This is a genomic window from Paenibacillus luteus, assembly GCF_006542765.1.
Taxonomy (GTDB): domain Bacteria; phylum Bacillota; class Bacilli; order Paenibacillales; family Paenibacillaceae; genus Pristimantibacillus; species Pristimantibacillus luteus.
Genome location: NZ_SKCD01000004.1, coordinates 64,138 through 82,253 on the forward strand (window position 1 = coordinate 64,138; position 18,116 = coordinate 82,253).

The 18,116-nt window shown below is 48.0% G+C and carries 17 protein-coding genes; 2 read left to right on the top strand and 15 right to left on the bottom strand.

Features of this window, described 5'->3' with window-relative positions:
- Positions 1–61: 61 nt before the first annotated feature.
- The 14 genes from E0496_RS02960 to E0496_RS03025 form a co-directional block, all read right to left on the bottom strand.
- Positions 62–832 carry an ABC transporter permease gene (locus tag E0496_RS02960; RefSeq protein WP_241674537.1) on the bottom strand — a complete coding sequence of 257 codons (771 nt, stop codon included), beginning with the start codon at positions 830–832 and terminating at the stop codon, positions 62–64.
- Positions 762–1,604 carry an ABC transporter ATP-binding protein gene (locus E0496_RS02965; RefSeq protein WP_141500148.1) on the bottom strand — a complete coding sequence of 281 codons (843 nt, stop codon included), beginning with the start codon at positions 1,602–1,604 and terminating at the stop codon, positions 762–764. The genes E0496_RS02960 and E0496_RS02965 overlap by 71 nt, the downstream gene beginning before the upstream one ends.
- Before the next feature lie 564 nt (positions 1,605–2,168).
- The gene (locus E0496_RS02970; protein WP_141500149.1) at positions 2,169–3,812 is read right to left on the bottom strand and encodes a putative polysaccharide biosynthesis protein; all 1,644 of its coding nucleotides are present in this window, start codon (positions 3,810–3,812) and stop codon (positions 2,169–2,171) included.
- A 20-nt stretch (positions 3,813–3,832) separates the two neighbouring features.
- Positions 3,833–4,558, bottom strand: a complete 726-nt coding sequence (locus tag E0496_RS02975) for a ThuA domain-containing protein (RefSeq protein WP_141500151.1) — start codon at positions 4,556–4,558, stop codon at positions 3,833–3,835.
- Positions 4,559–4,582: 24 nt separating this feature from the next.
- Positions 4,583–5,065: a DUF456 domain-containing protein gene (locus E0496_RS02980; RefSeq protein ID WP_141500152.1), complete on the bottom strand. Its 483-nt coding sequence runs from the start codon at positions 5,063–5,065 to the stop codon at positions 4,583–4,585.
- Positions 5,066–5,072: 7 nt separating this feature from the next.
- Positions 5,073–5,825 (bottom strand): Cof-type HAD-IIB family hydrolase, encoded by a 753-nt coding sequence (locus E0496_RS02985; RefSeq protein WP_141500153.1) that lies wholly within the window; start codon positions 5,823–5,825, stop codon positions 5,073–5,075.
- A gap of 260 nt (positions 5,826–6,085) precedes the next feature.
- Positions 6,086–7,546: an ABC transporter substrate-binding protein gene (locus E0496_RS02990; protein ID WP_141500155.1), complete on the bottom strand. Its 1,461-nt coding sequence runs from the start codon at positions 7,544–7,546 to the stop codon at positions 6,086–6,088.
- A gap of 164 nt (positions 7,547–7,710) precedes the next feature.
- Positions 7,711–8,580 carry a metal ABC transporter permease gene (locus E0496_RS02995; protein WP_141500157.1) on the bottom strand — a complete coding sequence of 290 codons (870 nt, stop codon included), beginning with the start codon at positions 8,578–8,580 and terminating at the stop codon, positions 7,711–7,713.
- The gene (locus E0496_RS03000) at positions 8,577–9,518 is read right to left on the bottom strand and encodes a metal ABC transporter permease (protein WP_141500158.1); all 942 of its coding nucleotides are present in this window, start codon (positions 9,516–9,518) and stop codon (positions 8,577–8,579) included. Before E0496_RS03000 ends, E0496_RS02995 begins: the two co-directional genes overlap by 4 nt.
- 2 nt (positions 9,519–9,520) lie before the next feature.
- A complete protein-coding gene (locus E0496_RS03005; RefSeq protein ID WP_141500160.1) occupies positions 9,521–10,327 on the bottom strand; it encodes a metal ABC transporter ATP-binding protein in 807 nt (268 codons plus the stop codon).
- 33 nt (positions 10,328–10,360) lie between these two features.
- Positions 10,361–11,320 (bottom strand): metal ABC transporter solute-binding protein, Zn/Mn family, encoded by a 960-nt coding sequence (locus E0496_RS03010; protein WP_141500162.1) that lies wholly within the window; start codon positions 11,318–11,320, stop codon positions 10,361–10,363.
- 335 nt (positions 11,321–11,655) lie between these two features.
- Positions 11,656–13,755: a peptidoglycan D,D-transpeptidase FtsI family protein gene (locus E0496_RS03015; protein WP_141500164.1), complete on the bottom strand. Its 2,100-nt coding sequence runs from the start codon at positions 13,753–13,755 to the stop codon at positions 11,656–11,658.
- Positions 13,756–13,803: 48 nt separating this feature from the next.
- Entirely contained in the window at positions 13,804–14,961 is a 1,158-nt protein-coding gene (locus E0496_RS03020) for a transglutaminase domain-containing protein (protein ID WP_141500166.1), read from the bottom strand.
- A gap of 5 nt (positions 14,962–14,966) precedes the next feature.
- The gene (locus E0496_RS03025; RefSeq protein WP_141500168.1) at positions 14,967–15,416 is read right to left on the bottom strand and encodes a hypothetical protein; all 450 of its coding nucleotides are present in this window, start codon (positions 15,414–15,416) and stop codon (positions 14,967–14,969) included.
- 161 nt (positions 15,417–15,577) lie between these two features.
- Here E0496_RS03025 and E0496_RS03030 point away from each other — a divergent pair, with 161 nt between their 5' ends.
- Positions 15,578–16,741: an MFS transporter gene (locus tag E0496_RS03030; protein WP_141500170.1), complete on the top strand. Its 1,164-nt coding sequence runs from the start codon at positions 15,578–15,580 to the stop codon at positions 16,739–16,741.
- Between the two features lie 392 nt (positions 16,742–17,133).
- Positions 17,134–17,505, top strand: coding sequence for a toprim domain-containing protein (locus E0496_RS03035; protein WP_141500172.1), 372 nt, complete (start codon positions 17,134–17,136; stop codon positions 17,503–17,505).
- Here the strand turns inward: E0496_RS03035 and E0496_RS03040 are convergent.
- Entirely contained in the window at positions 17,502–18,107 is a 606-nt protein-coding gene (locus E0496_RS03040) for an SCO family protein (protein WP_141500174.1), read from the bottom strand. The two genes, E0496_RS03035 and E0496_RS03040, sit on opposite strands and share 4 nt — an antisense overlap.
- Positions 18,108–18,116: the final 9 nt, after the last annotated feature.

Genomic DNA, 18,116 nt, shown 5'->3' on the forward strand with positions numbered 1-18,116 from the left:
TTCTCTCTAAAACCTTACTCCAACTAATTCTATCGGATTAGTTAAATTTGTCAATGCTTTTTTATTTTGTATGACTTTCCAATCCGTAGCGGATAAGGAGCTTGTCTTCCAGCTTCTTAAAGCAAAAATGATCGGAAATCGTACCTAACACCGCAATAATAATAACGACGTTCAGCATTAATGCCGTGTCTCCGAGCCCTCTGCCATCCTGCAGCAGTTGGCCTAGACCTGCACCGTTCGCAATCAATTCCCCAGCCACAAGAGCACGCCAAGCAAATGCCCAAGCAACCCGAATTCCCGTCATCAAATGCGGGAAAGCACCTGGTACCAACACTTGCGTAAACATGCGCCAGCCGGTGCCGGTGCCAAGCGTCTGCGCCGCTCGAATGTAGATCGGGGAAATGTTCTTGATCCCTGTGCGGGTAGCGATAGCCATCGTCCAGGTAGCGCCAAGGGCAGTTATGAATATAACGGACTTGTCATTAAAACCAAACCAGATAATCGCAAATGGCAGCCAAGCAATACTTGGTACCGTTTGCAGTGCGATAACGACAAACCCTAAGGTATCATCAATGACCTTCGATCTCGAGAACATCAAGCCAAGCAGCAGCCCTATCGATATGGATATGGCAAAAGCAATGAGAAGCCTGCGAAGTGAATTGATAATGGCCTCCAGCAGTTGTCCGTGAGCAAAGCCGTTGTAGAAGGATTCCACCGTCTGGAATAAAGAAGGAAACTTCCACGACTCCCAGCCAATCATTCTATATGCCGCTTCCCATACCACCAAAATTCCGATCAGAAATATTGTTCTTCTTAAAACTGTAGGTGTCATCGCCCATCTCCTCCTTTACGACTTTCTCCAGCTCATCGGCCAGGCATTCCATAATCGAGCGCTCCACATGATGGAGCAGAGGATCGGAGCTTTCGCGCGGCCTTGCTGCCTGCACGACAAACTCCTTCTTGATCGTTCCCGGTCTCGTGGACATGACAAGCACACGGTCCGACAACATTACCGCTTCCCTGATGTTATGAGTAATAAAAAGAATCGTCTTGCCCGTTCGCAGCCAAATCTCTTCCAGTTCCTTATGCAGCACCAGCCTCGTTTGCTCATCAAGCGCTGCGAAGGGCTCATCCATGAGCAAAATTTGCGGATCCATAATGAGGGCACGCGCGATCGCGGCACGCTGCTTCATGCCTCCGGACAGCTCATGCGGATAACGATCAGCGAATTTGCTTAAATGAACGGCGCGGATTTGCTCAAGCGCAAGCTCCTGCCTCTCCTTCTTGCCGATTCCTTTCTGCTTTAGCCCAAATGCAACGTTTTCAAGAACGGTCAGCCAAGGAAACAAGCCATGCTCTTGGAATACGACCACACGATCCGGTCCTGGCGCCTTAATATCGCCGCCATTGACTTTGATGACGCCGCTGGTGCTTTTATCAAAACCCGCTATTAAATTCAATACGGTCGATTTTCCGCAGCCTGACGGTCCAAGCAAGGATACGAATTCGCCTTCCTTAATGGATAGGCTAATTGAATCTAATGCTTGAAAGCTGCTGCCATCTCGCTGATTGAATTGTTTGCTGACCTTATCAATGACAATCATTATGCCTTACCTCATTTCATTTCTTAAAATTAGGAATGCCATTTATGATGTTCTTGGATGTCTTGGGGGTTCAACGATTAATTTAAACATATAAAATCTATTCTTATGGGATATCTATGGATTGTCAACCCAGCTTAAACCATTAAACAATATTTTAGCAAAAAAGTCTCGTTTTCTTTCAAAAAGTTGTTTCTTTATGCGAACTAACAATTGCATTTTGTTCGCTGCGCGAGTAGATCATCTTTTAGGGTCGCGGTTGTTAAGAGATTCTTTGATTGACTTAGTCATGTAAAGGTAAGAATTCGACTACAAAGAAGAATACTTCGTTTCTCCAGAACGATCTTCTCGCTTCGCTTAAACTTCATTTCTATTGTTCAAAGCATATATCGCTGCTCGCAAACAACAATAGGGTATCCCTCAAGGCCAGAGACCTTGAGGGATACCCCTTTTTTTATGCAAAGTGCATGGATGGAAACACGTCTTAATCCAAATGAAAAAGCTTGCAGCAGCCAAGCAAGGCATGAAGCCGTTCAGCATTCATACCTCACGCAGCAGCGCAGCCTATCATACTGCTTTCTTGTAGAACGGCTTGAGCAGCAGCGTCATGCCTTTGCGCAGCGGCCCAGGGAATGAACGGACATCCTCAGGCGTTATGACGCGCAGGGCTGCAAGCAGCAGCAAGTAAAACCCGCCTACGATAGCTGACGTCACTGCTGCTGCCAGAAGGTAGGACAGCTTGTCCGGCCAAGCTTTTGTCCATTCCAGTACCCCATATTCAGCGGCCCAGCCGGCAAGAGCAGGTACGGCAATCGCAGCGAGATAAGCGAACCATTTGCTGCCAAGAATATTAAGGCTGACTTCCTTGTTGATCTGTCTAACATTCAGCAGCGTTATGACAACGAAACAAATGGTAGAAGCAATAATAAGTCCATAAACGCCGAATACCGGCGCAAGCGCCAGACTGAACACAATCTTCAGCCCGAGACCGATAAAGGTGTGGTACATAGGCAGCTTAGATTTATTCAAACCATATAAGATTGAGTTAGAAATCATCATCGTAATTTGAAAGATCGCGCCCGCGGTCAGCATCGCAACGGTTCCGCTTCCTTCAGGGCTTGTAAACAGAAGCCCCGTAACGGAAAAAGAGGCTACGGTCAGGAGCAAGGCCACCGGTACGCCGGTAAAGCAGACGATTCGCATGACGAGCGAGGACTGACGCTGTACTTCCTTCATATTGTTCAATGAAAACGCAGACGAAATGACGGGAATGATTGATGCGCCAAGGGCAATCGCCAAAATAGGCGGAATGCCGGCAATCCCCATCGCTTTCGTTGTATAGTTGGCTAATACTTCCGTTGCAGCAGATGCATTATAGAAGGAATTCGTTAGCCGCATAAACAGCGTCATATCAAAGAAATATAAAAATTGCACGGTCATAGCCGTAACGACCGCAGGGATCGAAGTAGCTAATATTTCCCGGTAAATAGTACGGTAAGGCAAAGCAACACCTGACTTCACAGGAGACTTTGGAGCGGCTGCTGCTGCTCTAGCCTTCTCTGTAACGTCCTGCTTCTTCAGCTTGCGCCAAAACCACATCATGACCCCAAACGCCCCGATGCTGCCTAGGACGGAGCCAAAAGCAATCGCCGCGGCACCATACTCATCGCCCCAGCCCCAACCCAGCACGATGAGTGCCAAGCCGATACCGCCGATCAGCCGTAAAATTTGTTCCATAATTTGCGAAATACCGCCAGCGGACATGATTTGCCTTCCCTGAAAATAGCCGCGCATCATGGCAATGATCGGAAACAGAAGCAGGGCGGGAGCGATGGCTCGCAAGGACAGTACCGAATCCGGCACTTTGGATATTTTCTCATACGCAGGAGCAAAGACGAACATGGCTGTTGCCAGGAGCACACCCGTCACCGCTCCAAACATCAGAGCTGCCTGGTAGATCCGCTTTGCTTCATCCGGTCTGCCTAACGCGTAGCGCTGCGAAATCATTTTGCTAATCGAGAGTGGAATTCCCCCGGTTGCAATCGTTAGAAGCAATAAATAAATGGTGTTCGCAGAGTTAAAGGCCGCCTGTCCGGCGGACCCCAGCATGTAGTCAAGCGGTATGCGCTGAAATAGACCTAGAAAACGAACGATCAGCGCAGCGGCCGCCAGTATAAGTGTGCCTTTAATTAATGAGTCTTTTTTTAGCATAATAGTTTATACAAGTCTCCCTATCCTTTATTGCCAATGGGCTCCAACGGCTGATGATTGCCACGAACCGGTACAGCGGCATGTGATGGGGCAGCCCAGCGAACGCCATTCTGAATAACCTGAAGCACCTGCGGGTTATAGTAGGTTGGATATGTTTCATGTCCCGGGCGGAAGTAGAAAATCTTGCCTTGTCCCCGGCTGAACGTACAGCCGCTGCGGAACACCTCTCCGCCTTCAAACCAGCTGACGAATATAATGTCATCCGGTGTGGGAATATCAAAATGCTCGCCATACATTTCCTCATGCTCAAGCGTAATGTACTCCGGCAAGCCTGCGGCAATCGGATGCGATGGATTGACGACCCACAACCTCTCTTTCTCGCCTGCTTCCCGCCATTTCAAATCGCAGCTGGTACCCATCAGCTTCTTGAATATTTTAGAGAAGTGGCCGGAATGAAGGACGATGAGCCCCATCCCTTCCCATACACGCTGCTGAACACGCTCTACGATCGCGTCATCCACACGGTCATGCCCCATATGTCCCCACCAAATTAAAACGTCCGTATTCGCCAAACGTTCCACCGTTAGCCCATGCTCGGGCTCCTCCAGCGTTGCAGTTGCCACTTCGATCTCGCCGCTGGCAATTCCTTTTGCGAGTGCCTGATGAATGCCATCCGGGTATACGTTCTTCACTTCTTCATGAATTTTCTCATGCAAAAACTCGTTCCATACCGTTACTTTAATCATCGCAGCATCCACCTTTATGATCATTTAGAATACAAGCCATAGCACAAATACCACAATCATTGCCAGTTGCAAAATCACTTTGACAACTACACTTGTAAACAAGCCTACAACCGAACCAAGCCCTACCTTAAGTGAATTTTTTAAGCTTGTTCCGATAATAACCTCCCCAATAACGGCACCGGCAAATGGACCGATAATCAGACCAAACGCAGGAATAACGAAAGGACCAAGGATGAGACCGATCGTACTGCCTATAATAGAAGCCTTAGAGCCGCCAAACCGCTTGACTCCCCAGGCGCTGACGGCATAATCGGCAATAAACAGCACGATGACAATAACGGTCTGAATGAGCCAGAACCACAAGCCAAATTCTTTGAAAGAAAAGAACCAACCATAAATAAAAAACGCGCCATAAATCGCAAGCGCACCGGGGAGAATGGGATAGATCGCTCCGGCCATTCCCACTACGAATAATAGGATAACGAGACTCCAGCCTAAAATATCCATACGTTTCTCACCCTTTCAAAACGTATCGTTTAATTACCTCTGCAACGCCATGCTCGTTGTTGGTAAAGGTAATAAAATCGGCGGCTTCCTTGACGGCCTCCTGAGCATTGCCCATCGCCACGCCAAGCCCCGCCTCGCGAATTGCCGCAATATCATTTAGGCTGTCGCCTACGGCAATCACTTGCGACATTTCGATGTTAAGGAGGCCGCACAGTTCTTGCAACGCGCTAGCCTTGGATACGCCTAACGGGTTAAGCTCCAAATTCCAAGGAGAGGAATTCGTAATCTCGAGTGCGCCCCAGCTTTGTACTTCGGCGAGCAGCTTGGCTCTGATGCTGTCATCCTCGGTATAATAACCAAATTTCAGCCAGTGATGGGAATCATAATCATCGGCTGGATTAATCCATTTTTCTTTATTGAAAATATCATTAGCGGTATACGCCCAGAACCATGGCTCGCCATGCGCGAGTGCCAGCTCATGCAGTCTTTTCACATAAACGGAGCTCAAATGCGTCCGTTTGTGCAGCACATGCGGGCGATGCCATATTTCGCTGCCGTTTACGGTAATCATAGGCGTTTCCAGCTTAAGCTGCTCCGCGTAGGGCAGTGCGCTGCGAAAGCCACGTCCTGTTGAAAAGCTGACAATAACCCCTGCATCAAGCGCTTTTTGAATCCATTCCGCATTTTCTGCGCTAATTTCGCTTTGCTCATTCAGAAGCGTCCCGTCCATGTCGAGCGCAACCAGTTTGTAGTCTCCCAATTTTGTGCCTCCTCGTAAAAGCCGATTCACTGTTGTTATCTCACTAGTAAATTATTTTAGCACATTTGCGGCAGATTCCAAATGAAATTGAAGTTTAAAGAAATAGACCGCATAAAGTGAAGCGGCTATCGCCTTCCTTTGGCGGAGCGGTTCATTCCGATAAATATGGAGAATGAATGGTCTAAGGATATACACTCCTAATATAAAAAAAAGAGCAGCCTCCGCCCAATGGCGAAAGCATGCTCTTCATTTCTGATCCGTTATTGCGCCTCAACCGTAACGGATGTTGAAGCCCCGCCCTCTACCGAAGGCACATCTGCAGCTGCGTCATCCTTCACCGGATCTTCTTTCAGGATCATTTCCTGCCCTTGGACCTGAAGGAGATCAAGCGCAGCATCAAGCGACTGTTTGTCATCCTTCACCTTCTGGAGCTCCGTCTGAGCAACTGCCATAAATTCATTCCAGAAATTTTGCGGCAGCTTGTCATAATCCTTGTAAGCATTAAAGCTGCTAGGCTTCAAATTATAATAAGCGGCATAATTGCGTCCTTCTGTATCTGTAATATATTTGGTTCTAACCGGCAAGCCATTGTAATTGTTGGATTTGGACTTCACTCTCGCATATTCATCACTGCTCAAATAGCTAAGCAACTGCCATGCGGCTTCCGTATTCGTCGCCGTTGCGCTGATTGCAAGCAAATTATGGAAGGCTGTCATACTTGACTGATCGGGATTTTGCTGACCAACGGGCACGGTGACGAGATCCCAGTTTTTCACAATCTGATCCTTAACCTTCTCATTGCTGCTGGCTTGCTTGATTTGGTTTACAAAACTGCTGTCTCCAATCGCCATCGCAAGTCGCCCAGAGACAAAGGGATCTCTCAGCAAATAGTCTTCATAGCTGCTGGCAGATGGTCCATCGGTTGACTGCTCGTACATGATGCTGTCATAGAAAAGAGCCTTTGAAGACAGTGCATCGAGCGCTGTTTGGAATATATTTTTCCAGGAATCCGAATTGATCGTCACCTGCTTCTGTGCGGGATTCACATAGCTGATTCCTTCAGAAGCCGCAAAGACACTGGCCATTTGAAACAGATCATCATTATAGCTCATTTTCAGACCGTATACGCGCTCTTTAGGTTCGCCTTCTGTTGGAAAACGGCGAGCCAACTGCAGCGTCTCACTCCAGCTCATGCGATCGGTTGGGTACTCGATTTGGTATTTATCAAATAAATCCTTATTATAGTACAACACTTGGCTATAGAAGCTCGGCGTCATCGCATATAATCTGCCGCCGCCCTGCTCGCGCAAGTAGTCCAGCATGCCAGGGATTAACCCTTCGGTGTCGTATTTCTCCTTCTCGATCATCGTATCGAGATCATACAGCTTGCCATCCAATGCCCATTCTTTGTACTGTTCGCTGCTCAGCATGAGAATATCAGGCTGCTTCTCTTCGATAAACTTATCGAAGGCTGCTTCATAATCTTCTTGCTCTCCAGAGTAAATGCTTTGCGTGCTTAAAACTTCAATGTCAATATTTGGATACAAAGCCGAAAAAATCATTCCATAATCTTGAAAAAACGAACCTTCATCATAATACATTACCTTCAGCGTGGATGGCTCGTTTTTATCCAGCCCCTTGTTGCCGCCTCCAAAGCTGCAGCCTGTTGCCACTAAGGCAGTCAGAGCGATTGGCGTAACCCATTTAAACCATGCTTTCATCTTTTCTCCCTCTCCCCTATCACTATATCCTAATATGTACCAAATATAGTACGTAGGTTACTGAAAAAAAGTTGCAGTTTTTTTCATTTTTTGTATATACACAGCAAAAAAAGCATTCGAGCTCCGAATACTTTTTTTGCTGAAATAAATTTTTTAATATACGATTAGGCTAGCTTTCTGATCCGCAGTTTCTTGATGATAATGCCCTGGGATGGCGAGAACAAAAAAGCAAGGACAAACAGAAAGCCTGCCGCGCACACCATACAGCCTGCAATAGAGGCATCTAACAAGACCGCTGTCCCGTACCCGAGGAACGTGCTTGCTACCCCCACCGCGACGCTTAAGGCAATCATCAAACCAAGGCGGTCGGTCAGCAAGTAAGCGGTCGAAGCCGGAATAATGAGCAAGCCTACGACCAAGATAGCTCCTACGCTCTCGAAAGAGCTGACCGTAGCCATAGAAACAAGACCCATCAACAAATAATGAAAAAGAGCTACCGGTATGCCAATCGCGGCCGCAAGCGCCGGATCAAACGCGCAAAGCTTAAACTGTTTGTAGAACAGTCCGATTACCGTCGAAATAATCAGAAGGGTTATGCCTAGCAGCCATACGGCTTTTGGCCCCATATTTACGCCGCCCAGCTCCCATATATTCCAGTGCACATAGGCGATTTCACCGTACAAAATCGCATCCTGATCCAAATGCACCTGGCGTGCATACAAGCTAACCAATACGACCCCTATAGCGAACAAAGCAGTAAACACTACACCAATGGAAGCATCGGACTGAATCCCGCTTTGCTGAAACATTTGAATCAGGAATGTTGTCAGCAAGCCGCAAAGCAATGCCGCAAACATCATAAGCAGCGAGTCCCGAGAGCCGCTGAGCAGAAACGCAATAACAATACCTGGCATAACCGAGTGGCTGATTGCATCACCAATCATAGCCATTTTGCGAAGGACGAGAAATACCCCAAGCACACCGCAGCAGCTCGCTACAAGCGCGCCTGTTAGCAAAATCCAAAAATCACTCATAAGGCTGCCTCCTTCTTTATGCTGCCCTCAAGCTGAAGCTCGTTCTCCCGCTGGTAGCGCTGCTTGACGCTTTTGCGCAGCAGCCGTTTGGCTACCAAGCCGCGCTGTGGCCCAAACAGAATGGATACTACAAATAGCAAAGTAGCAGCAAGCACCGTTACAGGGCCCGTTGGCAAATTAGATACCGAGGCGCTTATCCACGTGCCAATAGCTCCGCTGACTGCTCCGAACAAGCCCGACAATACGACCATCAGTCCCAGTCGGTCCGTCCAATACCTAGCTGACACAGCCGGTGTAATAAGAAGCGCCGCAACGAGTACAACGCCTACCGCCTGTATTCCTGCTACCACTGCAACGACAATAAGCAGCATCAGCAATTGCTCCAGAAAAGCAACCGGATAACCAAGTCCTCTAGCGAACCCAGGATCAAAGGAAATAATTTTAAACTGCTTAAACAGCAGTGTACAAATCGTAATAAGTGAAATACATACAATAGTCATCGTAATGACATCCGAAGCAATCATCGAAGCCGCCTGCCCGAACAAGAACTTATCCAGTCCTGCTTGGTTGCCGTAGCTGCCATGCTGAATTAAGGTCAGGAGCACGATACCGAGACCAAAGAAGGCCGATAGCACAATTCCCATTGCCGCATCCTGCTTCAGCTTGGAATTCCGAGTAATATATCCGATGCCAAACGTAGCGATGATTCCCGCTATACCGGCACCTATCAGAAAAAGTCCAATCGATTTTATGCCTGTAAGCATAAATGCGATACATATTCCGGGTAAAGCGGCATGCGCCAGCGTATCCCCCATGAGGCTTTGTTTTCTCAAATAAGAGAAGCAGCCGATAACGCCGCTGCTAAGTCCTAGCAGCGTACAGCCTAGGAAAATCCACTGCATATTCGGATCAGCCAGCATTGACCATATGCGTTCCATACTTACTCACCCTTTCCGTCTAACCGGGACGGTGGCTGAAGACTGCGGTCCAGAAAAGCAAGCCTACCGCCATAAGTATGCTGAAGCAGCTGCTGCGTAAAGGTTTGCTCGGTCGGACCGAAACCTTGAACCTCGACGTTTAGCAGCAATACCGAATCAAAATAATCCTGAACCGTCGCAAGATCATGGTGAACGACAATAACCGTTTTCCCTTGCAGCTTCAGCTCCTGCAGCAGGGTAATAATCGCTTTCTCCGTAGCGGCATCCACGCCTGCAAAGGGCTCATCCATAAAATAAAGCTTTGCGTCCTGAGCAAGCGCCCGGGCTAAAAACACACGCTGCTGCTGTCCGCCGGAGAGCTGGCTGATCTGCCTTCCTGCATAATCGGCCATACCGACTTTAGCCAGACATTCCAGCGCAAGCGCCTTATCTTTGGCCCCTGGTCTCCGAAACCACCCTAAATGGCCATAACGTCCCATAAGGACAACATCAAGCGCATTCGTCGGAAAATCCCAATCCACCGATTCCCGCTGCGGCACATAACCGATCACCTTCCGCTGCTGCTTATAAGGCTTTCCATACACTAGCACTTCGCCGCCAATGCTTGGGATAAGACCGAGAGCAGCCTTCATCAAGGTTGATTTGCCTGCCCCATTCGGACCGATGACGCCAATCAGCTCTCCTTCGTTTACTTCAAAGGACACATTCCGAAGCACAGGCTTCTTCTGATAGGCCACACTTAGATTCTTTATGCTGAGCGGAGCAACTGCAGTTTTCCTTGATTTTACTGGTGCAGGTGTTTGAATCATCGTTATCACTCACTTTCGTTGCCTTTGTATTTGCTATTTCAAAGCGGCTACAATCGTATCCACATTGTGCCGTACCATTCCGATATAGGTGCCTTCCACCGTTCCTGCATCGCCCATAGCATCAGAGAACAGCTCGCCGCCAATTTTAACCTCATGGCCTAGCTGGCGTGCACCTTCAATGACCGATTCAATCGACTTTTTCGGAACACTGGATTCAATAAATACGGCTTTGATTTTCTTCTCAACGAGATAATCGCGCAGCTTACTTACATCCTTCGAGCCGTATTCAGACATCGTATTCATTCCTTGCAAACCCGTGACAGTTAGACCATATGCCTCGCCGAAATACCCAAAAGCATCATGAGCAGTGACCAGTATGCGGCTTGCTTCTGGAATTAATGCAATTTGTTCCTTCGCATAAGTATCAAGCTCTTCTAGCTGCTTAATATAGGAATCTGCCTTTTCTTTGTAATAATCAGCATGGACGGCATCCTTCTCAACCAACGTATCGCGAATGACCTCTGTAGCAGAAATCCAAAGCTTCACATTAAACCAAATATGCGGATCATGCATGCCTGCTCCTTGCCCAGGCGCTGCGTGCAGCTGATCTTCCGTCAAATATTCGGATACCGCAACCGTCGGCTTCCGTTTCTCCAGCGCTTCAAACATTTCCGCCATCTTGCCTTCCAAATGCAAGCCGTTGTAAAAAATAATGTCGGCGTTATCCAGCTTTTTCACATCGCCTTGCGAAGCTTTATACAAATGGGGATCAATTCCCGCTCCCATCAAGCCGCTCACCTCGACATATTCACCGCCAACGTTTTGCACAACATCGGTGATCATACCTGTCGTTGCCGTGATATTCAGTTTGCCGCTCCCATCGGTTGTTGCTTTATCCCCGCAGGCAGAAGTTACGATTGCCGTAACTGTCAAAAAAACAATGGTCATAATAAATCTCCGTAAAGCCGAATTTGTCTTGTACCCCTTGCGCATGAATAAAAACCTCCCAGATCCTTGTCATTTTTTATATGCGTAAATATTTGCCCTTATGAATCTTAGTTTGCCTAATGCCTTTTTTTTAATAATACACAAAAATGTTTCTCTAGTGCAACATTTATTTTGAAATGGGCCCTTCGTTTGTTTTCTTGCTTAATTGGGAAGGGCTTTAGAGTCAGACTGGAGAGAACAACGCTTGCCAATAAAAAGAACCTTCAACGCAGCTTTTAAGCGGCATTGAAGGTTCTTTCCGAGCTACCATGAAGGCCTAAATCGCCCATTGCAACACGGGGGAAAAAAGATAAAATCGTTCCATGTTCATACCTAATCGTTTATTCATTGTTGCCAAGAGCGGTATCTACCCCATCTGTTTCATTTCCAGAAGCTGTACCATTATCCGCAGCACCGTCAGTATCGGTCGTTGCGGATTTTTTCTTTGGTACGCCATTCAAGCCGACTTCTTCGTCATACGCATCGAAGATTTGACGCGCAATTGGCGATGCTCCGTAGCTTCCGAAGCCGCCATCCGGCACAACTACGGCTACTGCCAGCTTAGGGTTCTCAGCAGGCGCATAAGCAATAAATACCGCGTTCTCTGCCCGTCGCTTGGCTACATCCTGCTCAGAAGTACCCGTCTTCCGCCTGTACGTGTAGTCAACGCCTTCAAAGCCTTGCGAGCTTACTTTAGACATTCCAAGCTCAATCTCTTTCCAATATTCTTCTCTAAAGACCACTTCGTTCAATATTTCAGGAGTAAACCCTTGCAGAAGATTTCCTTCAGCGTCTTTAATTTCATTAACGAACTGAGGTCTTAGCCGTTTGCCATGATTCGCAAGCATCGCTGCATACTGTGCAAGCTGCAGCGTCGTATACCGCCCTTGCTGGCCAAACGAGGCTTGAATCAGCGCTGACTGCGAGCTTCCTCGCTCAGCCTCGCCGAAGTACTCGATAACCCCTTTGGACTCACCGAACAGCCCGCTCCCCGTAAGTATGCCAAGCCCGAACTGCTTCATGTAGTCATCCCAAATCTCCACGCTGCTTCTTCCCTCAACCGTACCGCGCATATACAGCCTATTGCCGATTAATTCAGCCATAAACGTGTTCGAGGAATATTGAATCGCACCCGCTGCATCGATATTGCCATACACATGCCGCTGTGAATTTCGGATAAAGGTTTCATAGCCCTTCTTACCATAGGTGAATAAACCTTTATCATTGTAATAGGTATTTGTGGTGAACAACTTCTCGTTTAACCCGATCAGGACGGAAAGGGGCTTCATCGTTGAACCGGGAGGAACGATCGAGGAAGGATGTTTTTTCCGTTCTTCCTCTGAATCATATTTCCCGTACACGCTGCGAATCGTCCCGTTTTCCAATACGTTCGAGAAATTCTCGTAATCCTCCGCGCTGATCCGGCCGCCTGCCCAAATGTTCGGGTCGTAATCCGGCATGCTTGCCATCGCAACGATTTTTCCTGTATCCACTTCCATGGCGACAGCAAAGCCCGTCTTTGCAAAATCTGCTCGTTCATATTTATTCGATGACGTCGTTATCTTTTTCAATTGATCCATAATGGCTTGCTCGGTTTTGAGCTGGACGTTCTTATTGATCGTCAAATATATGTCTGAGCCCTTTTGCGGATTCGTAATTTGCATGGGGCCGATGACCCGCTCCGCATTGTTGACAGGGTAGGTCTTCAAGCCATTCGTGCCGCGCAGGACATCCTGGTACATAAATTCAAGGCCATCCATGCCCACGTCCTCTTCCTCCAAATATTGAAGAGTCGCATTTTTTTCCGTCGTTTTTTCCTTATAGAAATCAACGGTTTCCCTTACGCCCTTATATTTTTTCAGGTAGCCTACCAACTGCACGGCGATGGAGTTCGAATCATAATTCCGAACACTTTCCTCCATAATTTCAATCCCTTTATAAGCAGCTTGGTTCTCCATTAAATAGGCGATTTCTTTGTTTGTTAATCCCGATTTAATGCGTCGTGGAGTCGAAATGTTGTTTCTTCTGAAATCAAGATCCATTTGGCGAATAATATCATCAACCGTCATCGCTTTTGCTGGATCCCCGTATTCCGTAAACACCTCAAACAGCTTAGCAGCCATCACCCTTGCATTGTCCTTGGCTGCCTCCAGCTTAAGCTCAGGCTGAACCGTAAAATAAAGGGATTGCGTCGAGGTAGAATAGGCGATAGGATACCCTGTGGAATCATAAATATTGCCCCGAATAGGCGGAATTGGCACGTTGCGAGTGCTCTTGTCGATCCCCTCCGCGCTGAGCATAGGCCCCTCCACAAACTGCAAAATAGCGAGCCGAACGATCAAAATACTAAATAATGCAAACGTAATAAAGAAAAATAAGTTCAATCGGAACGAAAAATGGCGCCGATTTATAATTTCTCGCTTCTGCGGATCATCTTGCATACTTAATCACCTCATGTCTTTTAAATAAATGAACCATATCTTACTTACTTAAGCCTCGCGTATGTGTGTATCGTCAAAAGCTGGCGGATTAAACCAGTCCCCTGCATTGGCCCAAGTGGCATCTAGTGGAATCCATCCTGACTCGCCTTCACCAATCTGCACCTCGTTCCAAGCATGTGGACCAAAGCCCCCGCGGCCATCCGCTCCCATTCCCGTCACGACCCGCACCTCTAGACCTGCTGACCTTGCCATGACGGCATATAAACGTGCTATATCTATACATACGCCTTTTCGCGTATCAAATGTTTCGGGCGGTGTCTGTTCCTTCCAAATGCCCTGCTCCTCGTAATTGCGAGCTTTGTCGTAATCGTAAGCAATTCTGGTGCCAAGCCAATCGTAAAGGGCGCGTGCCTTCTCTTCTTTCGTTTGCGCATCCTTCGTGACATAAAGTGCCGCCTGTTCGATTTCCGCAGGAATAGCGTAATCGATAATCTCATACTTGCGTTGTAAAATCTGCTTAAACTGCGATTCAACCGCTTTGGTTAGCACAGGCCCTTGCCCTGCCAGAACGTCACCCGCAACCGGGCTCAGCCACTCAGCTGCGTGGGAATAAACCTGTGATTCAGATATTTTGTCGACAAACCAGCCGTTTGGCATCAAGGACACATAAACGAACAACAAAGCAACGAATATAAAGGATCGCCCCGCACCATGCGCAGCTCCAATGACAGCTCCAACAACGCGGCTTGCGCTTCTCTTTCCTCTTAAGCCAGCCACAGGCTCTTCCCTGCCGCTGCGAAGCAAACCTTCAACAGAGCGCTCGATAAGGGGCTCAATGAAAGCCGCCAATACACGCAGCAGCAAATAGCCAAGAATAAATAGAACGGCATAACGAAGCAGTGTAAAATCACGTAGGCTTGTGAGCAGCGTATACCAGGCTTGCTCCAGGCTGCTAAGCTCTTCGAGCGGCACCTTTACGCGGACAGTGAGCCAATTGGCCAGCACGGGCGATAATTTATTCGTAAGCTGCGCGGCCAACACCAAACATAGGACAACGACAATGCCCTCCCATACAAAAAAGAAAAGACGCCTCGCAGATCCCGATGCGCCTCTTCTGATCCCCTGCACAAGAGAGCCAAGCAGCAAGAAAAGCACAATAACGGCAATAGGCTCCAGCTTGCTCAATGGTTCAATCCAGCTTGTCATAACCGTTACCCGTTCTGCTTAGCTTTATCGATGAAGGTTTGTATCGTACTGTCAATCTCCCACTTGCCGAGCTGGGTGCCCCGAAATGAAACCGCAACTTCGTTCACGCCAGGCTCTCCGGAGAGCTCTACATTTTTGGTTTTGACGGTAAAGGTTCCGTCTCCGTTATTGACGAACGTGGCATCCTTCGCCTCGCCGACCATCGCATTAATGGCTTCTTGCTTGACTGTATCTGCTACCTTCGTTCCGATCTCTTTCAAGTCATCCATACTGTAGCCGCTGTATACGACAAGTCCCAGTACGATCGCTGCTACGAGCGCCCATTTCAGGACGGTCTTCACAATACGCACAATAATGAGCAGAACGATAAGCGCAATAACCAGTACAAGCCAGTGTTCCTTGAAAAAAGCTGTCCATGTGTCCAAATCATAGGTCGAAAAATTCAAAAAATCCAAACGCGATCCCCTCCATTATACCTCGTACACTTTCCCATTACAAAATATTATAACCTACGAAATATAGGGCGTAAACGCTTGCTTCCTTTTTATCCAGACATATCCTGTCCCATTTAAACGTACAAGTATATAAGTATTGTATTTGCAAGGAGGGCAGCCCTGTGAAAACCGCGGTTTGGCTTTATTTATTTTTGTTTGTCGCCTTTTTCGATTTGCATGCGCAATATCCGATTTTAACGCCCTTTGCTATCTCATTAGGAGCAGCCCCTTCCTTTATCGGACTGATGATGGGCATGTACTCCATTACTCATTTGCCGGGCAATCTGATCGCAGGCTTTGGCGTTGACCGCTATGGCAGCCGATTTTTTATCGTATTCAGTCTCATGGCAGCAGGGATCGTGCTTTTGTTCCAATCACATGTAACCAATCCTTGGCAACTGCTGCTGCTTCGATCCATCAGCGGCTTCGTGCTTGCATTTCTATCGCCGGCGTGCCTTTCCTTGCTTGCCAAAATGACTAGCGACCGCGCCGAGCAAGGCAAGCTCATGGCGGGCAACGGCCTTGTCCATACCCTTGCTTCCGTAATATCGCCAGCTGCCGGTGCGTATTTAGTAGCCAAAATCGGATTTACAACCGCTTTTACCCTGCTTGGTTGGATTCTGATCGTTACCTCGGTCTGCGCTCTCTTTTTTATAAGGGATATCAAGCTGAACGCTGATCCAAATCCGGCTCCAGCCGGGCATGCAAAAAGCAAAATAAAGCTGCCGCTCGAGAAGCCAGTCCCGATTCCATGGCTCGTGTTCCTGCTGCCGGTTGCGCTGAGCTGCGCACAGGGCATCCTATCCTTCGAGCTGCCGCTGCTCGCCAAGACGCAGGAAGCAATGATGACAACAGGGCTGCTTTTCTCTGTGGTAAGCATAGGCGCACTAGTGACGCTAAGCATGCTTTTCTTAAACCGCGTATCCGCATATCAGCGAACATTATGGGGCTCCCTTATTCTTGCTATCGTCTATTTTGGCATTGCATCTCAAGTTCCATTGCCGCTCATGGTCATGCTGCTTTTTGTCGGGATGGCCAAAGGGGTCATCCTTCCTGCCTTGTCCACCTTGCTCATCGAGCTCAGTGGAGGCGCTAGGTATGGCCGAACTTTCTCCGTCTTGTCCATCGCCTTTTCTGTCGGCGCGTTTATCGGTCCGATGGCCGCTGGCCAAATTCGAGAGCATGTATCGCCTTATTATATTGCCTTTATCGCACTTATGATTGCTGTTACCCTGCTGCCTTTGCATATTTCGCGCTCCCATTCGTCCCGCACCCATTTTTCATGAAACTGGGTAGGAGCACAGGGCTAATTCCCCTCCGCTACATAGACTGCATTATGGCAAATGACTAGCCAAGACAGCACAATCATGCTGATGGCTCAGCGCTCTTTTGCAAAGAGAAAAGGGGTGAATCCAAACATGTCTGGACATGTAGCTTCCGTAAATCAAGGTTGCGGGCACAACGGCCACCACCACAATAACATTGGCATTATCCTTGTCTTGTTTATCCTGCTCGTGATTATCGCGTGCACTTGCTTGTACTAAACGATAACGGCCTGCCTCGCGCAGGCCGTTTTTTCCCCTTTGTACAGAATATCAGTAAAATCTAAAATAGGTGGTACACTATACTTAAGAGCAATACCCCTTATTCTAATTCATTCGTACCCGAGGTGATCGCTATGGATATCGCCATAATTGTAGAAGGAAAAAACGACAAATCGAGGCTTAGGCGCGTGCTTCATGAGGAGGTTCCAATCTATTGTACTTTTGGTACCCCTGGCTCGGAGCAGTTGGACAAGCTTCGCAAGCAGGTTGGGCATCATCAAGCCTATATCTTCACTGACAACGATTCTTCGGGCAAAAGAATCCGTTATTTGCTGCGCGACGTTTTTCCTGACGCCGAGCATATTTATACCCGCAGAGGTTATTCCGGCGTGGAACATACGCCAGAAGAATATCTAATTGAGCAATTAGAAAAGGCGGGCCTCGACGCGCATATTAACTATGCTGCGCAGAGCCCCGCCTCCCTATGGATCAAAGATGAGTTCTAAATAATTTTGTTCAATTCGGCTAAGATTTCGTCTGCCGTCAGCTCTTCCTTGCTGCCGTTAATCCATTTGCGAATTTGGCCGTCTTTGTCCACGATGGTAATCACGTTCATGTGGGTATAGGAGCCATCATCTTCTTTCCGCACGGCTACGCCAAAATCCTTAGCGAGCTGAAGCGTGCTCTCTTCTTCTCCACGGAGAAAGCGCCAGCCGTTCAAGGCCGCAAAGTTGCGCTCTGCAAACGCACGGATAACCTCCGGCGTGTCACGCGTCGGATCGAAGGTAATCGAGATCAGTTCAGCCTTCGTGCCAAGCTTCCCTTGTGCTTCGAGCTTCTCCTGTACCTGCGAGAGCAAGAAGGTGGTTGGCGGGCATACGTCTGGACAGTTCGCAAAGTAGAAATACACGATCCGAGCTTTGCCGTTGGTTGATTCAAGCGACACAGGCTGACCGTCGATATCGGTCATCTCGAAGGCTGGTGCAGCCATCTCGACGGGCAGAGTCTGCTTCGGCGCCATGCCGTAAGTAATAAATAAATAAATGCCCATAGCTGCGCAAAGCGCAAGTACCGCGATTTTGAAGCTATGCTTCTTCACAAACGCCACGTAAGTCAC